Below are 20,972 nucleotides of genomic sequence, written 5' to 3'. Positions count from 1 at the left end.
TGAGAGGTATTTGAAATGTCACAAAAAAAGGTCGCTTTAGCATGTTCAGTTTGCGGCTCGCGTAACTATACTCTGAATTCTAATGCTAATCGAGTAGAGCGCCTGCAGGTTAAAAAATTCTGTAAATATTGTAATAAACATACATTGCATCAGGAAACAAGATAGGGAGGGCTTTTGGTGAAGTTTTTCAGAAGTGTCATCAAAACAATTAAAGAAACAAGATGGCCAACGCGCAAAGAAACCGTCAGCGATACAACAACTGTGATTTCAACAGCTGTCCTATTCGCTATCTTCTTTGCAGTGGTCGATTTTGCGGTTCAGCAATTGATTAGCTTATTGGCATAGAAAATTAGAGCTAGCATAAAAAAATCTAGTGGTTGAGTTTAGTTTTATGCTATACTTAATTGTAGTGAGGAAAACTTCGTTTGAGCGAGGTTTTTTTATTTTTCGTTTTTTCGGTTAACTTAAGGAGGCAAAATCATGGCCGAGTCATTAGAAAAAAATTGGTATGTTTTACATACCTATTCTGGATATGAAAATAAGGTAAAGACTAACTTAGAGTCGCGGGCACAGTCAATGGGAATGGAAGACTATATTTTCCGCGTAGTGGTTCCTGAAGAAGAAGAACATGAAACTACTAAGACTGGGAAAGATAAAGTTGAGAGTAAAAAAACTTTTCCAGGATATGTTTTAGTAGAAATGGTGATGTCTGACCGTTCGTGGTATGTTGCACGTAACACCCCTGGAGTCACAGGCTTCGTTGGTTCCCATGGCGCAGGTAGCAAACCCGCTCCTTTATTAGGCGAAGAAGTTGAATTAATTCTGCGCCGGTTAGGAATGAGTTCGCGGCATAAGGAATTTGACGTTGAGGTTGGCGAATCAGTTAAAATTGTTGAGGGTGCTTTCTCTGGGTTAGTCGGCAAAATTACAGAAATCGATCGGGAAAAGATGAAGTTGCGGGTTAATATCGATATGTTTGGCCGTGAAACGGCAACTGAACTAAATTACGATCAAGTTGATAAATTAGTTTAAGCTAAAATACTTCGAGATTGAAAAAGAGTGAGAGTTATGAATAAAAAATTTGATGAACCACTGCTCTTTATTCATGGTTATGCAGGAAATTTTTTTTCTTTTGATAGGATGATTCGTTTTTTTAAGCAAAAGCAGCTCTGTTCAAAACGAACTTTGGTATTTATCAATTCTCGAGGTAAAAGTTGGATCTGGGGAAAAAAGATTCGCACTGGAGTTGCTGTTCAAGTAATTTTCTTGCGCAATCATGCTTCAGTAACCCAGCAAAGTGCATGGTTAAAGGAATTGCTCTTCAAGCTTAAGAACGAGGATAATATTCAGCATCTGAGTATTGTTGCACATTCTATGGGAGCAGTCAGCGTGCTGCATTTATTGACTACATGCGCACAAGATCCTTGTTTGCCGCAGGTGAGAAAAATTGTTTGTTTAGGCGCGCCTTTTAATGATCTTGAACCTGGACGAGATACAAAAGAAGTAGAGCGAATTCCTGTTTCACATTTGGGACCGCTATATCCTACTAATTTATTTGCGCAGATGCGGCGTGGAGCGGTTAATATTTCAAGAACGACGCAGTTTTTGAACATTATTGGTGACATTGATGATGGTTTTTCTGACGGAAAAGTCGCGGTCAGTTCGGCGCGGATGCTGCGTTTTTTACTGAAAAAAGGCAATTTTTATCGAGAATTAGTGTTTGAAGGTAAAATGGCGGCACATCAGCGGCTGCACAGAAATAACGCAGTCTTTGCAGCGATCGCAGCTTTTTTGCTTAAATAAAACTCTTGCACCGAGTTTGAAGATGTGCTATGTTAATCTAGTATGCTGTTGCGTACTAGTGGGAGGTCAAATAAGCTGACCATCCGTACCACACACGGACTTTAAGGAGGTATGTACCGTGGCTAAAAAAGTAATTAATGTTGTTAAATTGCAAATTCCTGCAGGGAAAGCAACACCGGCTCCCCCAGTTGGACCGGCTTTGGGTCAAGCAGGAATTAATATTATGGGCTTCACTAAGGAATTTAATGCACGTACAGCTGATCAAGCTGGCATGTTAATTCCTGTTGTGATTTCTGTTTACGAAGATCGTTCATTCGACTTTGTAACAAAAACACCACCTGCGGCTGTCTTGTTAAAGAAGGCTGCTGGTGTTGAACATGGTTCCGGCGAACCTAATACTAACAAAGTTGCAACAGTTACTAAGGCACAAGTTAAGGAAATCGCTGAAACAAAAATGCAAGATCTAAACGCTGCAGATGTTGAAGCTGCAATGCGCATGATTGAAGGTACTGCACGAAGCATGGGCTTTGTCGTAAAAGATTAAGCTTCTCTTTACCGTGCTTCTCAGTCGGGTACTTTATGAAAATAAATGTACCAAGTGGGAGGTATATCCGTTTCACCACACATTGCAAGGAGGAAAACACAAATGGCTAAAAAGAGTAAAAAATATATCGAGGCTTCTAAGAAGATCGAAGCCGGAAAAGCATACGATGCAAATGCAGCGTTAGCTTTAGTTAAAGAAATCGATTTTGCAAATTTTGATGCAACAGTTGAAGTTGCATATCACTTAAATCTTGATACCAAGCAAGCTGACCAACAGTTGCGTGGTGCTGTTGTTTTACCAAATGGAACTGGTAAAGAGCAGACAGTCATCGTTTTTGCTAAAGGACAAAAAGCTAAAGATGCAAAAGAAGCTGGTGCTGATTTTGTTGGGGATGATGATTTGGTCCAAAAGATTACTGATGGCTGGTTAGACTTTGATGTTGCAATTGCTACCCCTGATATGATGGCCCAAGTTGGTCGATTAGGACGTGTTTTAGGACCTAAAGGCTTAATGCCAAACCCTAAGACTGGTACAGTTACAATGGATGTTACTAAAGCTGTTTCTGAATCTAAAGCAGGTAAAGTGACTTACCGGACTGACAAAGCTGGTAATGTGCATGTACCACTTGGCAAAGTTTCGTTTTCTGCAGAAGCATTAGCAGAAAACTTCAAAACTATTCAAGATATTATTGCAAAATCACGCCCTGCATCTGTTAAGGGACAGTACATTCAGCATGTTTCTGTTGCTTCAACGTTTGGCCCAAGTGTAGCGCTTGAGATTTCAGCACTTTAGTTTGCAACCGAACGTTGGTTGACTTCGTTTAACTGATGTGGTATGTTAACTAAGGTCAATTTTATAAATGATTCTACCTAAGACTCAGGTGGCGGATGCCTTAATATAACCTGGCGAGGAATTTGAGTGAATATTTTACTTTAAAACTTTCTCTATGTCTTGGTGGACATAGGGTTTTTTTAAACCCTGACACTGACTGGGAGGTGAATCGAATGAATAAGGAAATTGTTGCAAAAAAGGCTGCTGCTGTTGATGAAGTTCTTGAAAAATTCAATTCAGCTGTTTCGTGTGTAGTTGTTGACTACCGTGGTGTGACAGTTGAGGAAGTTACAGCTTTACGTAAGGAATTACGTGATGCAGGCGTAGAATTACGTGTTATTAAGAACACATACTTGAAGCGTGCTGCTGATAAAGCAGGCTATGAAGGATTAGATGACACATTTGCTGGTCCAACTGCAGTTGCTTTTTCAACAGAAGATGTTGTTGCTCCGGCACGTATCTTGGCAAAATTTGCTAAAGATATTGATTCTTTGAAAATCAAGGGTGGCATGATCGAAGGCAAAGTTGCTTCTTTGGAAGAAATCACTGCACTTTCGAAATTACCAAACCGCGAAGGCTTACTTTCAATGTTACTTTCTGTCTTGCAAGCTCCAGTCCGCAATGTTGCATATGCGGTTAAGGCTGTTGCTGATAGCAAAGATGGTGACGCTGCTTAAGCGTTCTAAAAGCGAACACACAAAAAAATCATTTTTATATGGAGGGTATTACAATGGCTTTAGATACAGAAAAAATTATTGCTGACTTAAAAGATGCCAGCATTCTTGAATTAAATGCATTAGTTAAAGCAATCGAAGACGAATTCGGTGTTTCTGCAGCTGCTCCAGTTGCTGCAGCAGGTGCCGGCGCTGGTGAAGCTGCCGCAGAAAAAGATTCTTTCGATGTTGAATTAACAGAATCTGGCGACCAGAAGATCAAAGCAATCAAGGCTGTTCGTGAGATTACAGGTCTTGGTTTGAAAGATGCTAAGGGCTTAGTTGATAACGTTCCTTCAATTCTTAAAGAAGGCGCAACAAAGGACGAAGCTGAAGATATTAAGGCAAAACTTGAAGCTGTTGGTGGAGTTATCACTCTTAAATAGTTTTTAGGAATAGTTTTTCTAAAAAGGGGGCTGTGACAAAAGTTAAATTTTGTCACAGCTCCTCTTTTATTCCGGATAAACGTGTTCCATAAGTCAAAATTCTCCGTCTAACTTCGAATTACTCATCGCAAAGTACTCACGATGTTCGTAATTTCGAGTTAGCACTCAAATTTTCCCGACTTATGTCACACTCTCCTTTTGTTTTAAACTTAAACGCAATATAATTGGATTTTTTTACTCTTTTTGGTAAGGGACAGGTAGCTTGAAAAACGAGTGACGCTGCAACTTGGGGAGCGTTTGCGAAAAGTGAAATTGAGGCTGCTTGAATTGGGGGCTTAGAGGGCTTATTATAATCAACGATTACACATTTAAAGAGCAATTACTGGTTATGGTGTAAGCTAAGAGATGAATGTTTTTAAGGCGGGGTTTTATGAAGGATAAATTAAAAAGTTTGGCAATGTTTGTTGATAGGAAGATAGCAGCAATTAAGTTTTTGTTTGTACTTTCGGTTTTAATTTTTATTTTCTTTGAATTGGGCAGAATTTTCAAAGGGATGTCTTGGGAAAATATTAAAGGCAGCATTGCAGGACAATCGCCTGCGGCAATGCTGTTGCTGGCAGTCTTAGGATTTGTGGCAGTTATTCCCATGTTGACATATGATTTTGTAGTGGTTTCTTTTCTGCCTGCAAAGTATTCACGTAAATACATTTTACGCAGCGGCTGGATTACGAACACTTTTACTAATATAGCTGGATTTGGTGGCTTTTTAGGGGCCACTTTACGTGCGAATTTCTATAATCGTTCTTCGACCAAAAAGCAGGTCGTCTTTGCAATTTCAAAAGTAGCGCTGTTTCTATTATCAGGGCTCTCAGTGTGTTGTTTATTTGCCTTGATTGCATTATTTGGCTTTGGAGTTGGGGATCAATTTGAACAATACAGCATCTGGCTTTTTGGTGGAGCGCTTTATTTTCCGGCATTGCTTTTACTTACCCATTTTAGGGACTCCGCTTTTTTCAAAGATCTTTCCTTCAAAAAAGAGATTATTCTAGTGCTTGGTTCAACACTGGAGTGGGGAGCAGCTGCGGGCTTCTTCCTTTTAGTAGGGGCAATGATGGGCCTTTCAGTCGATTATACGGCTGTTTTTATCCTATATGTGATTGCTTCGATTATCGGGGTAATTTCGATGGTTCCTGGGGGATTAGGTTCATTCGATGTTTTCATGTTAATCGGTTTGACTAACCTGGGTATCCTAGATGAAACTGGTGTGGTGTGGCTCCTGTTTTTCCGTATTTTCTACTACATATTGCCCTTTATTGTAGGAATTGTGCTTTTTATTCATGATACAGGACGTAAAATTAATACATTTCTTGATGGAATTCCAGAGGCAATTTTGCGTAAAACAGCTCACGGAATTTTGACACTTTTCCTATATGCTTCTGGGATTGTAATGCTGCTAGAATCAACGGTTCCTAATTTTGCGTTTGGCAATTCATTGATTGTGAAGTTGTATCCCTATACTTTCTTTTTTCTGAATCAGATTTCCAGTGTAGTTTTTGCTTTTTTGTTAATTGGGGTCGCACGTGGAATCGAGTCTAAGGTTAAACGTGCATATTGGTTAACGTTGATTGTGTTGGCAATCGGGATAGTAAACACTTTGTGGCGTAGTTTTTCACTGGGAATGGTCGTTTTCTTGTTTATTATTATGATGATTGTTTTTCTTTCGCGTAAAGAATTATATCGGAATCATTTTGCTTATTCTTTTGGCAAGGCATGCTTTGACAGTGTGCTTTTTGTAGGCAGCTTTGTTTTGTATTCAATTGTTGGGGCTGTTAATTCTCCACAATATACAATTCATCATGCAGTCCCGGATGCACTTTTCTTTCCTTCTGAACGGGTCTGGTTGTCGGGTTTCTTAGGACTAGTTTTTGCAGCTCTCATTGTTTTGTTGATATATCGCTATCTTTCTTTAGGAGACTCTTTTGAAGATAAAAGTTTTCCAGAAAAAAGAGTACGTGCGGTCCTTGAAAAGTACGCAGGAAATGAGACCAGCCACTTAGCATTTTTAAGAGATAAACGGATTTTCTTTTTTCAGCATGAAGGTGAAGATAAGCTGTTTTTTATGTACAGAAAAAAGGCCGATAAACTAATCATTATGGGGGAACCAGTCGGAGATCGTAGCTTTTTGCGAATTGCAATTGCTAACTTAATGCAAAAGGCGGACTGTGCTGGATACCAGCTAGTTTTTTATGAAATTAATAGTGCAATGACATTAACGTTGCATGATCTTGGCTTTGACTTTATCAAAACGGGCGAAGAAGGATACGTTAAACTCTCAGACTTCACCTTAAGTGGTAAAAAACAACGTGCTCAAAGAGCATTAATGAACAAATTTGAACGCCAAGGATATCGATTTGCGCTTATCAAGCCGCCTTTTGCACACGAAGAGATTCAGGAGTTGAAAAAGGTTTCTGATAGTTGGTTGGATTCACAGGAAGAAAAGGGCTTCTCGTTAGGCTTCTTTGATGAATATTACCTGAACCAGGCACCAATTGCAGTTATTCGTGACGCCCAAGGGCAGGTAGTTGCCTTTGCTTCTTTGATGCCTTCAGGCAGTAAAAAGATTCTCTCGATTGATTTAATGCGGCATCTTAAAGAAGCACCGTCAGGGATCATGGATAAAATTTTCATCAGCTTATTTGAGTATGGCAAGGAAAATGGATATGAATACTTTAATATGGGAATGGCGCCACTTTCAAATGTGGGTCGCTCGGAGTATAGCTTTATTGAAGAACGAGCGGCACATTTAATCTATGAGTATGGATATCATTTTTATGGTTTTCAGGGCTTACGTTCATATAAGAATAAGTATGTAACTAAGTGGCATTCAAAATATACTGCTTATCGCAAACGTAATTCTGTGTTAATTACGATGCTCCAACTAGCAAGTGTAGTTAATCAGCATGCTGCCACAGGACAGTCTAAACGTGCTTTGATGATTGCTCATTTCTTTAAGTAGAGAGGGTAAAGCCCTGCCTGTTAGCGCTAAATTATAATAGTACGTGTTCTTTACAATTCAGAGATAAAGGGTTTGACTTATGGAACACGTTTATCCGGAATATAAAGAGGGGCTGTGACAAAATTTAACTTTTGTCACAGCCCCTTAATTTTAGACTGACTGTAAAAGACAACGCTGTTACCTAAATGCACATGTAGTACGTTATATAGTTATTTGATATTGTAGTCTTCGTCTGACATTGCTTCAACATCGCCTAATAAATAGCCATTGCCTACCTGGGAGAAAAAGTCGTGATTAGAAGTAGTAGTCGAGATGCCATTCATAACGACAGGGTCGACATCATCTGCTGTGTCTGGGAAAAGCGGGTCTAATCCTAGATTCATCAACGCTTTGTTGGCGTTATAACGGAGGAAGGTTAAGACTTTATCTGCCCAGCCGACTTCATCATAGAGATAATGAGTATACTTTTCTTCATTAGCATAAAGATCATAGAGCAGGTCATAGATCCACGCAGAAAGCTTGTCTTGTTCTTCTTGATTCAATTCACGAAAGCCAAGTTGGAATTTGTATCCGATATAGGTCCCATGAACGGATTCGTCGCGTAAGATCAACTTAATGATCTCAGCGACATTAGCCAGCTTGTTATGCCCTAACCAATATAAAGGAGTGTAAAAACCAGAATAAAATAAGAAGGTCTCAAGGAAAACCGAAGCGACTTTTTTCTCTAAAGGTGTTCCCGTACGATAAATTCCATCAATTTTTTGAGCTTTGTATTGCAGATATTTATTTGTGTGGGTCCATTCGAAGATTTCTTCAATTTCCTTGGGTGTATTCAAAGTGGAAAAGATTGAAGAGTAGCTTTTGGCATGGACAGATTCCATAAATTGAATGTTATTCAAGACAGCACGTTCATGCTGAGTTCGAATATCCTTCATTAAAGAGTCCATTCCATCTTCGGATTGGACGGTATCTAACAGTGTCAAACCGCCAAAGACACGTTCAACTACTTTTTTATGCTCTGGTGCAAATTTACGCCAATCAGCGAGATCATTTGAAAGTGGGATTCTAGTATCGAGCCAAAATTGTTCAGTTAATTTTTCCCAAGTTGCTTTATCGATTTGATCTTCCAGTTTGTTCCAGTTGATTGCTTGATAATAATCTTTCATTTGTCTGGGTCTCCTTAGTTATTAAATAACACAGCTTTCGCATTCATTTGCGCCGACTTCATTTTGATCATCAGTAAATGTACGGACATAATAAAGTGATTTGATTCCCTTTGCATGCGCATAGTTCCGCAAAATTGATAAGTCGCGGGTCGTCATTTTATCTGTATGACCTGCTTTCCAGTCATATAACCCTGCAGGAATCGTTGAACGCATAAAGAGTGTTAAACTCATGCCTTGATCCACGTGCTGTTGTGCTGCAGCGTAGGTGTCAATTACTTTTCGCATATCTGTGTCATACGCGGAAGTATAGTAAGGGAGCGTTTCGTTTGAAAGATAAGGAGCTGGATAATAAATTTTACCGATTTTACGTTCCTGACGTTCCTCAATGCGATTGATGATTGGGTGCAGACTCGCAGTTGTGTCATTGATATACGAAATGGAGCCATTCGGTGCCACAGCGAGCCGATTTTGATGATATAGACCATCTTTTTGCACGGCTGCCTTCAAATCTGCCCAATCCCGCTGGGTAGGAATAAAAATCCCGGCAAAAAGTTGTTTAACCTTATCGCTTTGAGGCTGGAAGGTTTGCGTCGTATATTTGTTGAAATAAGTACCATCAGCGTACTTGCTCTTTTCAAAGCCTGCAAAAGTTGTTTGACGTTCAACTGCGATTTGATTTGAGGCCTTTAAAGTCCAGTAATTTAAGAGCATAAAGTAAATATTAGTAAAGTCAATTGCTTCTTTTGAACCATAATGAATTTTGTTCTTGGCTAAGAAAGCATGTAGTCCCATTGCACCAAGCCCAATCGTATGGCCTAATTTGTTTCCTTTTTGGATAGAAGGAACAACATCAATGTCTGAATGATCGGTAACATAGGTTAGAGCGCGTACCATGGCTGCTACTGAAGCCCCAAAATCAGGGGATGCCATCAAATTAACAATGTTAGTAGAACCCAAATTGCAACTGATGTCAGTACCCAATTTATCAAAGCCTTGAGTATTATTGACAATTGAAGGTTGTTGGACCTGTAGGATTTCTGTACACAAGTTACTCATAATAATTTTGCCGGAAATTGGATTCTCCTGATTAGCAGTGTCAATATTAAGAATATAAGGATATCCTGATTCTTGCTGCAACTTGCTGATTTCAGCTTCGAGCTCGCGTGCTCTAATCTTCTTTTTAGGAATTCTGGGGTTCGCGACAAGTTTATCATATTCTGCAGTGATATCAACGTAGGAAAAAGGCACCCCGTATTCGCGCTCTACACCCCATGGATCGAAGAGATACATTTCTTCATTTTGACGGGCTAATTCATAAAATTTGTCAGGAACCACTAACCCGAGTGACAAAGTTTTGACACGAATTTTTTCATCTGCGTTTTCTTTTTTAGCTGATAAGAAAGCAACAACATCAGGATGGAAAATATTGAGGTATGCCACACCAGCACCTTGACGTTGACCTAATTGATTAGAGTAAGAGAAACTATCTTCTAACAATTTCATAACGGGTACGACTCCAGAAGCTGCTCCTTGAATGTTCTTAATTGGTGCTCCAGCACCACGCAAATTGCTGAGGGAAATGCCAACTCCGCCGCCAATTCTGGACAGTTGCAAAGCGGAGTTAATTCCTCTGCCGATCGAGTTCATATCATCAGTAACTTGGATTAAGAAGCATGAAACCAGTTCTCCACGGCGTTTACGTCCAGCATTGAGGAAAGACGGAGTAGCAGGTTGGTAACGCTGATGAATAATTTCATCGGCAAGTGCAAGCGCTAATTTTTCATCACCGTCTGCAAAGAAAAGAGCATTGGCAGCAACTCGATCGATGAAGCTTTCAAGATAGAAGTCGTTATCATTGGTGCGTAACGCATACTGTGCGTAAAATTTATAGGCAGCCATAAAAGTCTTGAATTTAAAATGTGCGTCTTCCAAAAATTTGTAAAGTTTTTCAATAAAATGAAAATCAAACTTTTCGATAAACTCACGTTCAAGATAATCGTTTTCGATTAAGTAATTAAAACGTTCTTTGAGAGAAGGAAAAGTTTTAAGATTAGGTTTAACGTTTTCTGCTAGGAACGCTGCCAGTGCTTCTTTGTCTTTGTTGAGCGGAATTTGTCCATTTACAGGAAGATTGATCTCGTTATTTAGGTCATAATAGGTTACTTTGTTACTGTCTATATCTTTAAGTGTCAATTTCTGTCACCACTTTCTAAGTTGTAAAGAACTTAATGAATGAGCTCTTGTGCTGCTGTGCTAAGCTGCTTAATAAGATTGAAAGAAGATTTTCGGCTTTCGGGGCAAACAAAAAGAGCTCAGCGAGTTTTTTGATCGCCGTCGACTACGCTGAGCAAACTTAAACTGGGCTTTAAATGCTAAGAAAATCAAGGCTTCAAGCTGAGGTTATGCGAAAAAGACAGCCTTTTTTCAAAGCTCAACCCCAAACGATTTTAAAAATTAGCAACTAAGTTTTTTAAAAGATCGGGACGAAAGCCATTGATAATTGGAGCATCATTTTTTTCGATCACAGGAACAGAGCGAAATCCTTTTTCTTTCAGATAAGTAATGTACTGTGGTTCGCTGCTGACATTATGCTCTTCAAAGGAAATATGGTGTTCTGTTAGAAACTTTTTTGTCATCTTACATTGGATACAGTTGTTTTTTGTATAAATTGATAATTTCATAGTTGGCACCTCGCGTTAATATGTTGTATGCTTAGTATACATCATTTGACGAATTAATCAAGAAGCAAACACCATATATGGTATTTGCTTCTTTTAATGGTATACGATATATAGTATTTTTTGGAAATACCGCAAGCTTAACACGCCTAGGCTTCAGCTTGCGTAGGAATTTAAAGTAGGATATGAGGTTGAAAAATGACAAATTATTATTATTCCAAAAATCCAGATGTAGTTCATCAAGAAAGCAGCTGGGATTTTACGTTATTGGGGCAACCAATGCATTTTGTAACCGATAATGGTGTTTTTTCCAAAAGAACGGTTGATTTTGGTTCACGGGTTCTTTTGGAAAATCTTCCCTTAACGACCTTGATTGATGGCCCAATCTTGGACGTAGGCTGTGGGTATGGGCCCTTAGGGTTAGCGGTCGCTAAAAGCGAATCCCAAAGACAAGTGGACCTGGTTGATGTAAATGAACTTGCTTTACAGTTGGCACATAAAAATGCGGCTTCTAATCAGGTAGACAATGTTAATATTTGGGAATCAGATCTTTATACTGCAGTGACTGAAACTGCTTATGCGTTGATCCTTTCAAATCCACCTATTAGAGCAGGCAAACAAGTTGTCCACCAAATCTTGACGGGTGCAAAAGCACATTTGAAAGAGGGCGGGAAATTGGTGATTGTGATTCAAAAAAAGCAAGGAGCTCCTTCAGCACGTCAAAAAATGGAAACAACCTTTGGCAACTGCCGAGTAGTTGCCAAAGACAAGGGATATTTTGTGCTTGAAAGTACCAAGTAAAATGCTGGAGGAGGTCCGTCTGTGGAACTAGATGCACAACAAAAAATAAAATTTATGCAAGAGGCACTTTATGAAGCACAAAAGGCAGCTGCAATTGCGGAAGTTCCAATTGGGTGTGTGATTGTGTCGAATGGTAAAATAATTGGACGCGGACATAATCTACGTGAGCATAGTCAAGACGTCACAATGCATGCTGAGATGATTGCCTTACAAGAAGCCAATGCGGCCGTTAAAAGTTGGCGTTTACCGGACGCACAACTTTTTGTAACCTTAGAACCATGTCCAATGTGTAGTGGTGCAATCATAAATGCACGGATTAAAGAGACTTATTACGGAGCACCTGATCCTAAGGCGGGTGCGGCTGGGTCTTTATTGAACTTGCTAGAAGATCAACGGTTTAATCATCAAGTAAAAGTAGAGCGCGGGTTATTGGCAGCCGAGTCCAGTGCGCTGCTTAAGAGCTTTTTTAGAGAGATTCGACAGAAAAGAAAAAAATCCAAACGTGAAGACTAGCATTTTTATTACATTTCATGTATTATAGATAGTGCCGCAAGGCCTTGGGACAATGTCGTCCTTGTGAACTGTGTCAGGTCCGGAAGGAAGCAGCACTAAACTTGGTACGGCATGTGTCTCAAGTTAATATGACAAGTTACCTCCCGATCATAGCGGTCGGGAGCTTTTTTTAAAATGAGGCAAGATAAAGGAAGTGTTGAAATGGGATATCAAGCTCTCTACCGTGTCTGGCGACCACAGCGTTTTGCTGATTTAGTGGGCCAGGAAATGATCACGAAGACCTTGCAAAATGCGATCGTGACTGGGCAGACGAGTCACGCATATCTTTTTACCGGTCCTCGTGGTACAGGGAAAACATCCGCTGCCAAAATTTTTGCTAAGGCACTTAATTGCCATGCACGCAAAGATGGCGAACCTTGTAATCAGTGTGAAATCTGCCAGGCAATCACTGCTGGCAGACTAAACGATGTCATTGAAATTGATGCAGCTTCAAACAATAGTGTAGATGAAGTCCGAGAGATTCGCGATAAGGTTAAATATGCGCCTACCGTAGCTGATTATAAAGTTTATATTATCGATGAAGTGCATATGCTTTCAACCGGGGCATTTAATGCACTGCTGAAAACCCTTGAAGAGCCACCGGCCAATGTTGTCTTTATTCTCGCTACTACAGAGCCCCATAAAATTCCAGCAACAATTATTTCACGCACGCAGCGGTTTGATTTTCGTAGAATCAGTAACCGGGATCTTTTTGCCAGAATGAAATACATCTTAGAACATAAAAGTTTCAGTTATGAAGAAGATGCGCTCCAAGTGATTGCACAAGCAGCTGCCGGAGGAATGCGGGATGCACTCAGTATTTTGGATCAAGTTCTTTCCTTTGGAGACGATACTGTCACGTTGAAAAATGCATTGTTGGTGACTGGGAGTATTACGCAAGAGAAACTTTATCAGTACTTAGAGCTGGTATTTACACATCAACCTGCAAAGGCGCTCGATAAGCTGCATGTTTTATTGGAAGAAGGGACCGACGCTAACCGGTTAGTGGAGGCGACAATTAAATATTGTCGTGATTTGCTAATGTATCAGACGGCTCCTGAAATTCTTGAAAAAGAAGGCCTAGGGAAAGTCAATGAGAACTTGAAAAAGCTTGCTGTTGAACTGACACCGGCAGAATTGTACGCTGCAATCGATATTTTGAACAAAGAACAGCAGACAATGCGTTTAACCAGCCATACCGATATTTGTCTAGAAGTTTTGACAGTTAAATTGGCACAACAAAAGAGTAAAGAAAAGCCTGCTATTCCACAAGCAGCGAACGGTGAATTAAGTACTTTAAAGAAAGAAATCAAAGACTTACGCCGGACAGTTGACGAATTGCAGCAAAACAAAGGGCAGGCAGGGTCTGCTCAACAGCCGTTGGCACATAAAAAAAAGGCGACCGCTGCTTCTAAAGGGAAAATGGTAATTAACCTAAAGAAAATTTATCCAATTTTAAGCACTGCAACACGCGATAATTTGATACAATTAAAAGATGTATGGGTGGACTTGATGAGCATGCTTTCAGTAACACAACGAGCAATTATGAATGTCAGTCAGCCAGTCGCGGCAAGCTCAGCTGGGGTAATTATTAGTTTTCGCTATGATTTTCTTTGTGAAAAAGCCAGTCAGGATGCAGAGCTAAAAGACGAACTTGCAGCTGATTTGGAAAAATTAGCAGGCAGTCAGTATGAATTAGTCTTTATCCCTAATGAACGCTGGCCTGAAATCCGGAAACAATTTTTACGTGAGCATGGGACTGAACTTGAAAAGGATCAGGCACAAGAACAAAAACAGGCTGAAAAAAATCAGGATGAACAGCTTGTTAAACAAGCTGTTCATATCTTTGGTGAAAATGTGACTAAAATTGTAGATGTTAAAGAGGATTAACTAAGAAAGGATCTTGATAATATGATGCGTGGAATGGGAAATATGCAAGGTATGATGAAACAAATGCAAAAGATGCAAAAGAACATGAAGAAGGATCAAGAAGAACTAGAAAGCCAAGAATTTATAGGTAAAGCGGCTGATGAGGCGGTTGTGGTTAAATTTACTGGGAAAAAAGAAATGACTGATATTCAAATTAAACCAGAGGCGGTCGATCCAGATGACATTGACATGTTGCAGGATTTAGTGATTATGGCCGTCAACGACGCGATCACACAAATTGAGCAAGAAACCCACAAAAAAATGGGCAAGTATACCCAAAATATTCCTGGATTTTAGCTCTAGTTTAGAACTTACGAGAGGGATGTCATGATGCAGTATCCAGAACCGATCGCCAAGTTGATCGACAGTTATATGAAATTACCAGGAATTGGAGAAAAGACAGCAACACGTTTAGCTTTTTTCACAATTGATATGCAACAAGAAGACGTTGTTGGTTTTTCCAAAGCTCTTTTAGCAGCAAAGCGTGATTTGCGTTATTGCAGTATTTGCGGAAACATTACTGAAAGCGATCCTTGCGTGATTTGTGCTGATAAAGCTCGAGACCAAGCTAAAATTATTGTGGTTGAACAACCTAAAGATGTAATGTCACTGGAAAGAATGCGCGAGTACCATGGCCTTTACCACGTGCTTCATGGAGTCCTTTCACCAATGGAGGGGAAAGGTCCTGAGGATATTAACATTGCCAGTTTGCTACGTCGCTTGCAGCATAATTCTGAAATCAACGAAGTCATTATTGCAACCAATGCTACGCCTGAAGGTGAGGCAACTGCAATGTATATTTCACGCTTAATCAAGCCAGCAGCTATTAAAGTGACCCGCTTGGCTCACGGATTAGCTGTTGGAAGCGACATTGAATACGCTGACGAGATGACTCTCTTTAAAGCAATCGAAGGTCGGCAAGAAATCTGAACTCACTAAAGAGGAGTGATTGTGTGTTTGGCAAGAAAAAGAAAAGGCTCAAAGTAATTTTCGACGAGAAATTGTTGAGTGCAATTGATATTGCAGCTGCTGAATGGGAGCATGCCAAGCAAACACAAGTGGCTGTACGTGAAGAGGATAATGAATTGAGCGCACAGACTAAATTGGCGGAAGCAAAGTACACTTTTTTGTACATGGAGGCCCGCAGGCGAAGAGTCAGAGGTCATCTGCAATCTTCAATAATTGAGCACTGAAATTTTTCAGTGTAATCATTCAGCAAGGACCGATCATGGCAAGCAACATTTTGATCTGTCCTGTTTTTTTATTGTTAGACACTGGAACACTAGTAAAGTAGAATAAAAGAGTACAGGTGAAAGAGGTTATTTAAGTGGCGGGAAAGTTTATAACTTTTGAAGGTCCAGATGGGTCAGGGAAAACAAGTGTATTGAAAGAAATTGCAGCCAGACTTACACAAAAAGGAACTATTGAGTATCTCCTAACACGTGAGCCAGGCGGTAATCGCATCGCAGAAAAGATCAGAGGAATTATTTTAGACAAACAGCTGGGAGAAATGGATGCACGGACAGAAGCATTACTTTATGCTGCCGCGCGGAGACAGCATCTTGTCGAAACGGTCCTTCCTGCACTTAAGGCTGATAAGCTTGTTCTTTGTGATCGTTATGTGGACAGTTCAATTGTTTATCAAGGTGCTGGTCGCGGATTGGGTGAAGCTGCGGTAGCACACATGAATGAGTTTGCAACTAATGGATTATTACCGGAGTTAACGCTTTACTTCGATGTTTCGCCTGAGATTGGGTTAAAAAGAATCGCACGTTTTCGCAGCAATGAAGTTAATCGTTTAGATAAAGAATCATTAACTTTTCATGAAACTGTACATGCGGCATATTTGCGAATGGCAAAGGCCGAAAAAAGAATCGTTACAATTGATGCAAGTCAGCCGTTTAAGAATGTTGTGAGTGCAGCTTTGCAGCAACTCAATAAGGCGCTGCCAGGTTTGTTTGATTAATTTTGTTAAAAATGGAGGGAAACAAGATGAAAATGATCATTGCAATTGTGCAGGACAAAGATAGTAACCGTCTTAGCAATCAATTTATTGAAGAAAATATTCGCGCCACAAAGTTGTCGACGACAGGTGGGTTTTTAAAATCAGGGAATACGACTTTTATGATTGGGATTGAGGACGAACGGGTCCACGATGTGCTGGAGTTAATTAAGGAAACTTCGCGTACACGGAAGCAATTCATGACACCTCCAATTAACTTGGATGCTTCGATGGATTCATCAGCAGCTTATCCGGTAGAAGTTCAAGTTGGCGGAGCAACTGTTTTCGTCTTGCCAATTGATTCATTTCAACAATTCTAGGATGAGCTAAATGACTGCTACTAATAAAGTAAAAAATTTGCAACCGCGACTGATGAATTACTTTGCAAAATTGGTTGCTACTAAAAAACTTGCACATGCATATCTCTTTGCTGGTCCTGAGGGTGCAGGGAAACGGGAACTTGCTGTCTGGATTGCACAAGGGATTTATTGTGAGCATGCGGCAGCGGGGCGTCCGTGTCTTGAATGCTCTGAGTGTCATCGAATTGCCGCTGGAAACCAGCCGGATGTGGTATATGTCGCACCTGATGGACTTTCAATTAAGGTTGAACAAATCCGGTTTTTAAAGGACGAGTTTAGCAAAAGTGGTGTAGAAAGCAATAAAAAAGTGTTTATTATTGAAAATGCCGAAAAAATGACGGTCAGTGCTGCAAACAGTCTGCTTAAATTTTTGGAGGAACCAAGCGGACAGGTTGTGGCGTTTTTACTAACGACGCAACCGGCTGCACTTTTGCCAACGATTGTATCACGATGTCAGCTTTTTGAACTGCAACCCCTAAGTGCCAGGCAGCTAACAGCTTTGTTGGAAGCAGAGAATGTCCCTAGGGAAAAAGCTGTTTTGCTTGGAAGGTTGACCAATAGCTTAGAACGTGCGCGTCAACTCGCACAAGCACCGGTCTTTGATAAGCTGAGTGGGAGTGTTTGCCAATGGTATTTACATATATTGCAAAATGATTGGCGTTGCTTTGTGGAAGTCCAAACCAAGTTGATGGCAGAGGTCACGAATAAAGAAGATGAAAAGATTTTACTAGACCTGCTTTTACTTTTGGGAAAAGATTCACTAGAATTAACTAATGGTGAAAAAGAAAGTGCATTTAAAAAATATCAAACTCGTTTTGCAGAACAGCTCGCGGGAATTTCAAGCGCGCGAGTCGCTGAAGGAACAGAGTTTTTTTTACAAACTTTATATCTTTTGCGGATCAATGTGTCTTTTCAAAATACAATTGAAGCATTGACGCTGAAGCTTTGTCGGTGCTATCACGGATAACGGATAAATGAAGGTGATTTTTTGAACAAGCGGGAATTATACGATGGTTTTGCACAGATGGGAGCCGAAGCTCAAAAGATGCTTGAGCGTATTGAGGCGATCAAAGTAGAGATGACACGGGTAATTGAACGAAATGCAGAGCTTGAGACTGAGAATCAGCATTTACGTGCACATCTGCAGGAACTTGAACAACAAAAACAAAGCAATGGGCAAGCAGAATTGTCAAAATCGAAAAAAAATTTAGAGATGCTGTATGAAGAAGGATTTCACGTATGTAATGTGGATAATATGTACGGGACACGCAGAATTAACGATGAACCGTGTGTTTTTTGTCAAGATGTCATTTATGGGGAGAGACGCTGATGGCTTTTGAAAAAATGAGTAGTTTTCAACAAGCCGAAACTAAAGGGGCACTTTATCTAGTACCTACACCAATCGGTAATTTAGAGGATATGACGATCCGGGCCGTTAAGGTGCTGCAGGAAGTGGATTTGATTGCTGCAGAAGATACCCGAAATACCCAAAAACTGCTGAATCATTTTGAGATTAAGACTCCACAGATCAGCTTTCATGAACACAACACGCAAGAAAGAATTCCGATACTTTTGCGTAAGTTACAGGATGGACAAAAGATCGCGCAGGTTAGTGATGCGGGGATGCCTTCAATTAGCGACCCAGGGCATGAATTGGTGGTGGCAAGTCTTGCTCAAAAAATTCCTGTTATTCCGCTGCCTGGGCCAAATGCGGGACTTACAGCGTTGATTGCTTCGGGAATTGCACCTCAGCCTTTTTTGTTTGTAGGGTTTCTTGCGCGGAAAAAAAAGGAAAAAGAAGCGCAATTGGAGGCTTTGTCTAAAAAAACTGAAACAGTGATTCTTTACGAGGCACCACATAGGTTAAAAAAGACGCTTAAAGCTTTAGCCGCCTCTTTTGGGGGAAAAAGGCAAATTGTTTTATGTCGGGAACTCACTAAAAAATTTGAAGAATTTTTGCGTGGAACCTTAGATGAAGCCTTGGCGTGGGCAGAAAGTGAGCAAATCAGAGGCGAATTTTGTCTGATTATTGCAGGTAATCAGCAGGTGCAACAACCCGCTTCACCTGAGTCGATCCTGCCTTTGGCTGATCAAGTTGAGTTATTGATTGCTACCCAAGGCTATAAACCTAATGAAGCAATTAAAACGGTTGCTAAGAAGAACGGGCTGAAGAGACAGAGTGTTTATAACAGCTTTCATCACATTGAAGCTGAACAAGGAGGGCAAGCGCGTGACTGAAGGAGTATTTAGTGAAAAGCATCAAGTGTTATTCTATGAAACGGATCGAACTAAAGAGACAACAGTCGGGATGCTTGTAAATATTTTGATGTTGGCTTCGCAGGACCAGAGTATTGCATTGGGGTTGACGGAAGAAAAGATCAACGCCCTTGGATATGGCTGGGTAATTACGCAACATCTGATTGAAATTGTGCGGATGCCAAAATATGGGGAACAGATTACAATTTTCACAAAAGCCGATTCTTATAACCGCTATTTTTGTTACCGTGATTTCTGGATTGAATCACAACAAGGAGAGCGACTAGCCAAAATGCATAGTGTGTTTGTTTTGATGGACCAACAGAAAAGAAAGATCGCACGTGTGTTAGATGAACTGATTGATCCTTATAATTGTGAGTACTCTGCAAAAGTAGAGCGGATGCCAGATCCTAAGCGCTTAGCGCAAGGAAGACAATTGCCAGCTAAACAGTATCGCGTGCGCTTTATGGATATTGACTCTAATCAGCATGTTAACAATGTACATTACTTTGACTGGATGATTGATGGCCTCAGTGAAGACTTCTTATTAAGGCATAAGCTGCTTAAAATGAATATCAAGTATAAACGTGAAGTTCATTATGGCGAAATGGTCGAAAGTGCGACTGAAATTGATGAAGCCAAACTTGAATCTTTCCATGTGATCAAAACAGTTCAAGGCGAAAGTTGTCGTGCACGCTGTCTTTGGCAAAAAAGAAGCATGTGAATGGCGGGCATGAGCGTCACTAGCAGTGATTATAAAAAATTTAGGTAAAGAAGCTTCTCCGCCCTTGGAGTGTGGTATAATGAACGGGCATGTAATTATGCAAATTCGGGGTAGGAAATAAGGCGTTAAGTGCTGGAAGGACGGAATGTGTCTTCTGGACGAAAGTGGAGACCTGCGATCTTATTTCCGCATTCGCCGCATCTTTTTGTGGCAACTCCAAAAGGGAGATGTCTTATGAATAGTTTTGTTGCACGTTTGACAACACGCAAATTATCTTTGCTGGGTTTTTTGATTGCATTGGATATTGTGGTTGCCAAGTTTTTGTCATTTGGTATTTGGTCAGTGAGGGTCAGTTTAACCTTCGTGGTCGTTTTTTTTATGGCTTTGTGGTTTGGCCCGTTACTTGCTGGGATTGCTGCTGGGTGTGCTGATATTGTGGGTACCCTCATCTTCGGCGGAATCGGTGGTTATTTCTTTGGTTTTACAATCTCTGCGTTTGTAGGAGCTTTTGTGTACGGTATCTTTTTTTATCAGCATAAACCACAGTTATGGCGGATCATCGTAGCAGTTTTGATTAATGTTTTGTTGATTGATGCGTGCTTGAATACGTTTTGGTTAATGGAGTTGTATCATGCTTCTTTTTGGGCACTTTTTCCGACACGCATTGTTAAGGAGTTAATTATGATCCCGTTGCAAGTAGTGTTACTTTACTTTGTGAGTCATAATAGAACTTTACAAAGTTTGGAAAAGAGAATTTAATTGAGTTGTTAAGGTTCTAATGCACAACATGAATGTGTGCAGCAATTTTTTTGAATACTAAGATTACTCAGCCAAGGGGGCTGTGACAAAATTTAACTTTTGTCACAGCCCCTCTTTTATTCCGTATAAACGTGTTCCATAGGTCAAAATTCTCCATCTAACTTCGAATTACTCATAGCGAAATACTCGCTATGTTCGTAATTTCGAGTTAGCACTCAAATTTTCCCGACTTATGTCACACGCCCTTGTTCATTTGAATAAGGTGGTCATACTTAGCAATTTTGGATAATTAGGCTCGCATTAGGCGTAACTTTGAATCCGATTTACTTTGTAACGCAAGACTTAACTCGTGGAGGTTAGGGGGACTTCTCTTTAAAATACGGGCGCATTCTTAACCCAAATGTGGTAGTATTATTGTTGGAATCGGACTAAGAATTGGAGCGGAATTAAAGA

25 protein-coding genes, 1 other RNA gene, 1 riboswitch and 1 other annotated feature are annotated in these 20,972 nt (G+C 40.2%); of the genes, 23 read left to right on the top strand and 3 right to left on the bottom strand.

Annotated elements, in window-relative coordinates:
- Positions 1 to 15 precede the first annotated feature (15 nt).
- The 9 genes from rpmG (at position 16) to mprF (ending at position 7,293) form a co-directional block, all read left to right on the top strand.
- Positions 16 to 165 (top strand): 50S ribosomal protein L33, encoded by a 150-nt coding sequence (gene rpmG / locus AB3Y88_RS03285; RefSeq protein ID WP_082610387.1) that lies wholly within the window; start codon positions 16 to 18, stop codon positions 163 to 165.
- A gap of 12 nt (positions 166 to 177) precedes the next feature.
- Positions 178 to 345: a preprotein translocase subunit SecE gene (secE, locus tag AB3Y88_RS03280; protein ID WP_054757221.1), complete on the top strand. Its 168-nt coding sequence runs from the start codon at positions 178 to 180 to the stop codon at positions 343 to 345.
- A 135-nt stretch (positions 346 to 480) separates the two neighbouring features.
- A complete protein-coding gene (nusG, locus tag AB3Y88_RS03275; protein WP_056959683.1) occupies positions 481 to 1,032 on the top strand; it encodes a transcription termination/antitermination protein NusG in 552 nt (183 codons plus the stop codon).
- 36 nt (positions 1,033 to 1,068) lie between these two features.
- A complete protein-coding gene (locus AB3Y88_RS03270; protein WP_228887837.1) occupies positions 1,069 to 1,803 on the top strand; it encodes an alpha/beta hydrolase in 735 nt (244 codons plus the stop codon).
- Between the two features lie 118 nt (positions 1,804 to 1,921).
- Positions 1,922 to 2,347 (top strand): 50S ribosomal protein L11, encoded by a 426-nt coding sequence (rplK, locus tag AB3Y88_RS03265; protein WP_056959680.1) that lies wholly within the window; start codon positions 1,922 to 1,924, stop codon positions 2,345 to 2,347.
- Positions 2,348 to 2,449: 102 nt separating this feature from the next.
- The gene (gene rplA / locus AB3Y88_RS03260; protein WP_228887836.1) at positions 2,450 to 3,139 is read left to right on the top strand and encodes a 50S ribosomal protein L1; all 690 of its coding nucleotides are present in this window, start codon (positions 2,450 to 2,452) and stop codon (positions 3,137 to 3,139) included.
- 58 nt (positions 3,140 to 3,197) lie between these two features.
- Positions 3,198 to 3,329 (top strand) — a sequence feature (ribosomal protein L10 leader region).
- Positions 3,330 to 3,351: 22 nt separating this feature from the next.
- Positions 3,352 to 3,855 (top strand): 50S ribosomal protein L10, encoded by a 504-nt coding sequence (rplJ, locus tag AB3Y88_RS03255; protein ID WP_054757231.1) that lies wholly within the window; start codon positions 3,352 to 3,354, stop codon positions 3,853 to 3,855.
- Positions 3,856 to 3,908: 53 nt separating this feature from the next.
- Complete coding sequence (rplL, locus tag AB3Y88_RS03250) at positions 3,909 to 4,277, top strand: 50S ribosomal protein L7/L12 (RefSeq protein ID WP_054757233.1); 369 nt, start codon at positions 3,909 to 3,911, stop codon at positions 4,275 to 4,277.
- A gap of 430 nt (positions 4,278 to 4,707) precedes the next feature.
- Entirely contained in the window at positions 4,708 to 7,293 is a 2,586-nt protein-coding gene (gene mprF / locus AB3Y88_RS03245; RefSeq protein ID WP_228887835.1) for a bifunctional lysylphosphatidylglycerol flippase/synthetase MprF, read from the top strand.
- Between the two features lie 209 nt (positions 7,294 to 7,502).
- On the opposite strand, the gene nrdF is transcribed toward mprF, so the two are convergent.
- The 3 genes from nrdF to nrdH form a co-directional block, all read right to left on the bottom strand.
- Positions 7,503 to 8,459, bottom strand: coding sequence for a class 1b ribonucleoside-diphosphate reductase subunit beta (nrdF, locus tag AB3Y88_RS03240; RefSeq protein ID WP_056959673.1), 957 nt, complete (start codon positions 8,457 to 8,459; stop codon positions 7,503 to 7,505).
- Positions 8,460 to 8,480: 21 nt separating this feature from the next.
- Positions 8,481 to 10,652 (bottom strand): class 1b ribonucleoside-diphosphate reductase subunit alpha, encoded by a 2,172-nt coding sequence (nrdE, locus tag AB3Y88_RS03235; RefSeq protein ID WP_056959671.1) that lies wholly within the window; start codon positions 10,650 to 10,652, stop codon positions 8,481 to 8,483.
- 254 nt (positions 10,653 to 10,906) lie between these two features.
- Complete coding sequence (gene nrdH / locus AB3Y88_RS03230) at positions 10,907 to 11,140, bottom strand: glutaredoxin-like protein NrdH (RefSeq protein WP_054757237.1); 234 nt, start codon at positions 11,138 to 11,140, stop codon at positions 10,907 to 10,909.
- Positions 11,141 to 11,335: 195 nt separating this feature from the next.
- Here nrdH and AB3Y88_RS03225 point away from each other — a divergent pair, with 195 nt between their 5' ends.
- The 14 genes from AB3Y88_RS03225 (at position 11,336) to AB3Y88_RS03160 (ending at position 20,519) form a co-directional block, all read left to right on the top strand.
- The gene (locus AB3Y88_RS03225; RefSeq protein WP_056959669.1) at positions 11,336 to 11,938 is read left to right on the top strand and encodes a class I SAM-dependent methyltransferase; all 603 of its coding nucleotides are present in this window, start codon (positions 11,336 to 11,338) and stop codon (positions 11,936 to 11,938) included.
- Positions 11,939 to 11,959: 21 nt separating this feature from the next.
- Entirely contained in the window at positions 11,960 to 12,451 is a 492-nt protein-coding gene (tadA, locus tag AB3Y88_RS03220) for a tRNA adenosine(34) deaminase TadA (protein WP_228887834.1), read from the top strand.
- Between the two features lie 41 nt (positions 12,452 to 12,492).
- Positions 12,493 to 12,579, top strand: an RNA gene (ffs, locus tag AB3Y88_RS03215) — signal recognition particle sRNA small type.
- Positions 12,580 to 12,652: 73 nt separating this feature from the next.
- The gene (dnaX, locus tag AB3Y88_RS03210; protein WP_228887853.1) at positions 12,653 to 14,380 is read left to right on the top strand and encodes a DNA polymerase III subunit gamma/tau; all 1,728 of its coding nucleotides are present in this window, start codon (positions 12,653 to 12,655) and stop codon (positions 14,378 to 14,380) included.
- A gap of 21 nt (positions 14,381 to 14,401) precedes the next feature.
- Entirely contained in the window at positions 14,402 to 14,716 is a 315-nt protein-coding gene (locus tag AB3Y88_RS03205) for a YbaB/EbfC family nucleoid-associated protein (protein ID WP_054757239.1), read from the top strand.
- Between the two features lie 33 nt (positions 14,717 to 14,749).
- Positions 14,750 to 15,349: a recombination mediator RecR gene (gene recR / locus AB3Y88_RS03200; protein WP_056959728.1), complete on the top strand. Its 600-nt coding sequence runs from the start codon at positions 14,750 to 14,752 to the stop codon at positions 15,347 to 15,349.
- 23 nt (positions 15,350 to 15,372) lie between these two features.
- Positions 15,373 to 15,612 carry a YaaL family protein gene (locus AB3Y88_RS03195; protein ID WP_056959667.1) on the top strand — a complete coding sequence of 80 codons (240 nt, stop codon included), beginning with the start codon at positions 15,373 to 15,375 and terminating at the stop codon, positions 15,610 to 15,612.
- Between the two features lie 134 nt (positions 15,613 to 15,746).
- Positions 15,747 to 16,385, top strand: coding sequence for a dTMP kinase (gene tmk, locus AB3Y88_RS03190; protein WP_228887833.1), 639 nt, complete (start codon positions 15,747 to 15,749; stop codon positions 16,383 to 16,385).
- A gap of 26 nt (positions 16,386 to 16,411) precedes the next feature.
- Positions 16,412 to 16,741 carry a cyclic-di-AMP receptor gene (locus tag AB3Y88_RS03185; RefSeq protein WP_054757243.1) on the top strand — a complete coding sequence of 110 codons (330 nt, stop codon included), beginning with the start codon at positions 16,412 to 16,414 and terminating at the stop codon, positions 16,739 to 16,741.
- Positions 16,742 to 16,751: 10 nt separating this feature from the next.
- Positions 16,752 to 17,747 carry a DNA polymerase III subunit delta' gene (gene holB, locus AB3Y88_RS03180; protein WP_228887832.1) on the top strand — a complete coding sequence of 332 codons (996 nt, stop codon included), beginning with the start codon at positions 16,752 to 16,754 and terminating at the stop codon, positions 17,745 to 17,747.
- 21 nt (positions 17,748 to 17,768) lie between these two features.
- Positions 17,769 to 18,110: a DNA replication initiation control protein YabA gene (locus tag AB3Y88_RS03175; RefSeq protein WP_056959660.1), complete on the top strand. Its 342-nt coding sequence runs from the start codon at positions 17,769 to 17,771 to the stop codon at positions 18,108 to 18,110.
- The gene (gene rsmI, locus AB3Y88_RS03170) at positions 18,110 to 19,018 is read left to right on the top strand and encodes a 16S rRNA (cytidine(1402)-2'-O)-methyltransferase (RefSeq protein ID WP_056959658.1); all 909 of its coding nucleotides are present in this window, start codon (positions 18,110 to 18,112) and stop codon (positions 19,016 to 19,018) included. Before AB3Y88_RS03175 ends, rsmI begins: the two co-directional genes overlap by 1 nt.
- Entirely contained in the window at positions 19,011 to 19,760 is a 750-nt protein-coding gene (locus AB3Y88_RS03165) for an acyl-[acyl-carrier-protein] thioesterase (RefSeq protein ID WP_228887831.1), read from the top strand. The genes rsmI and AB3Y88_RS03165 overlap by 8 nt, the downstream gene beginning before the upstream one ends.
- 104 nt (positions 19,761 to 19,864) lie before the next feature.
- Positions 19,865 to 19,960: riboswitch (THF riboswitch) on the top strand.
- 34 nt (positions 19,961 to 19,994) lie between these two features.
- On the top strand, positions 19,995 to 20,519 hold the full coding sequence (locus AB3Y88_RS03160) for a folate family ECF transporter S component (protein ID WP_054757251.1): 525 nt from the start codon (positions 19,995 to 19,997) through the stop codon (positions 20,517 to 20,519).
- Positions 20,520 to 20,972 lie beyond the last annotated feature (453 nt).

Source organism: Liquorilactobacillus satsumensis, from assembly GCF_964065465.1.
Classification (GTDB): domain Bacteria; phylum Bacillota; class Bacilli; order Lactobacillales; family Lactobacillaceae; genus Liquorilactobacillus; species Liquorilactobacillus satsumensis.
Note: the sequence above shows the minus strand (reverse complement) of the source record. Positions and strands in the feature narration are given on the sequence as shown.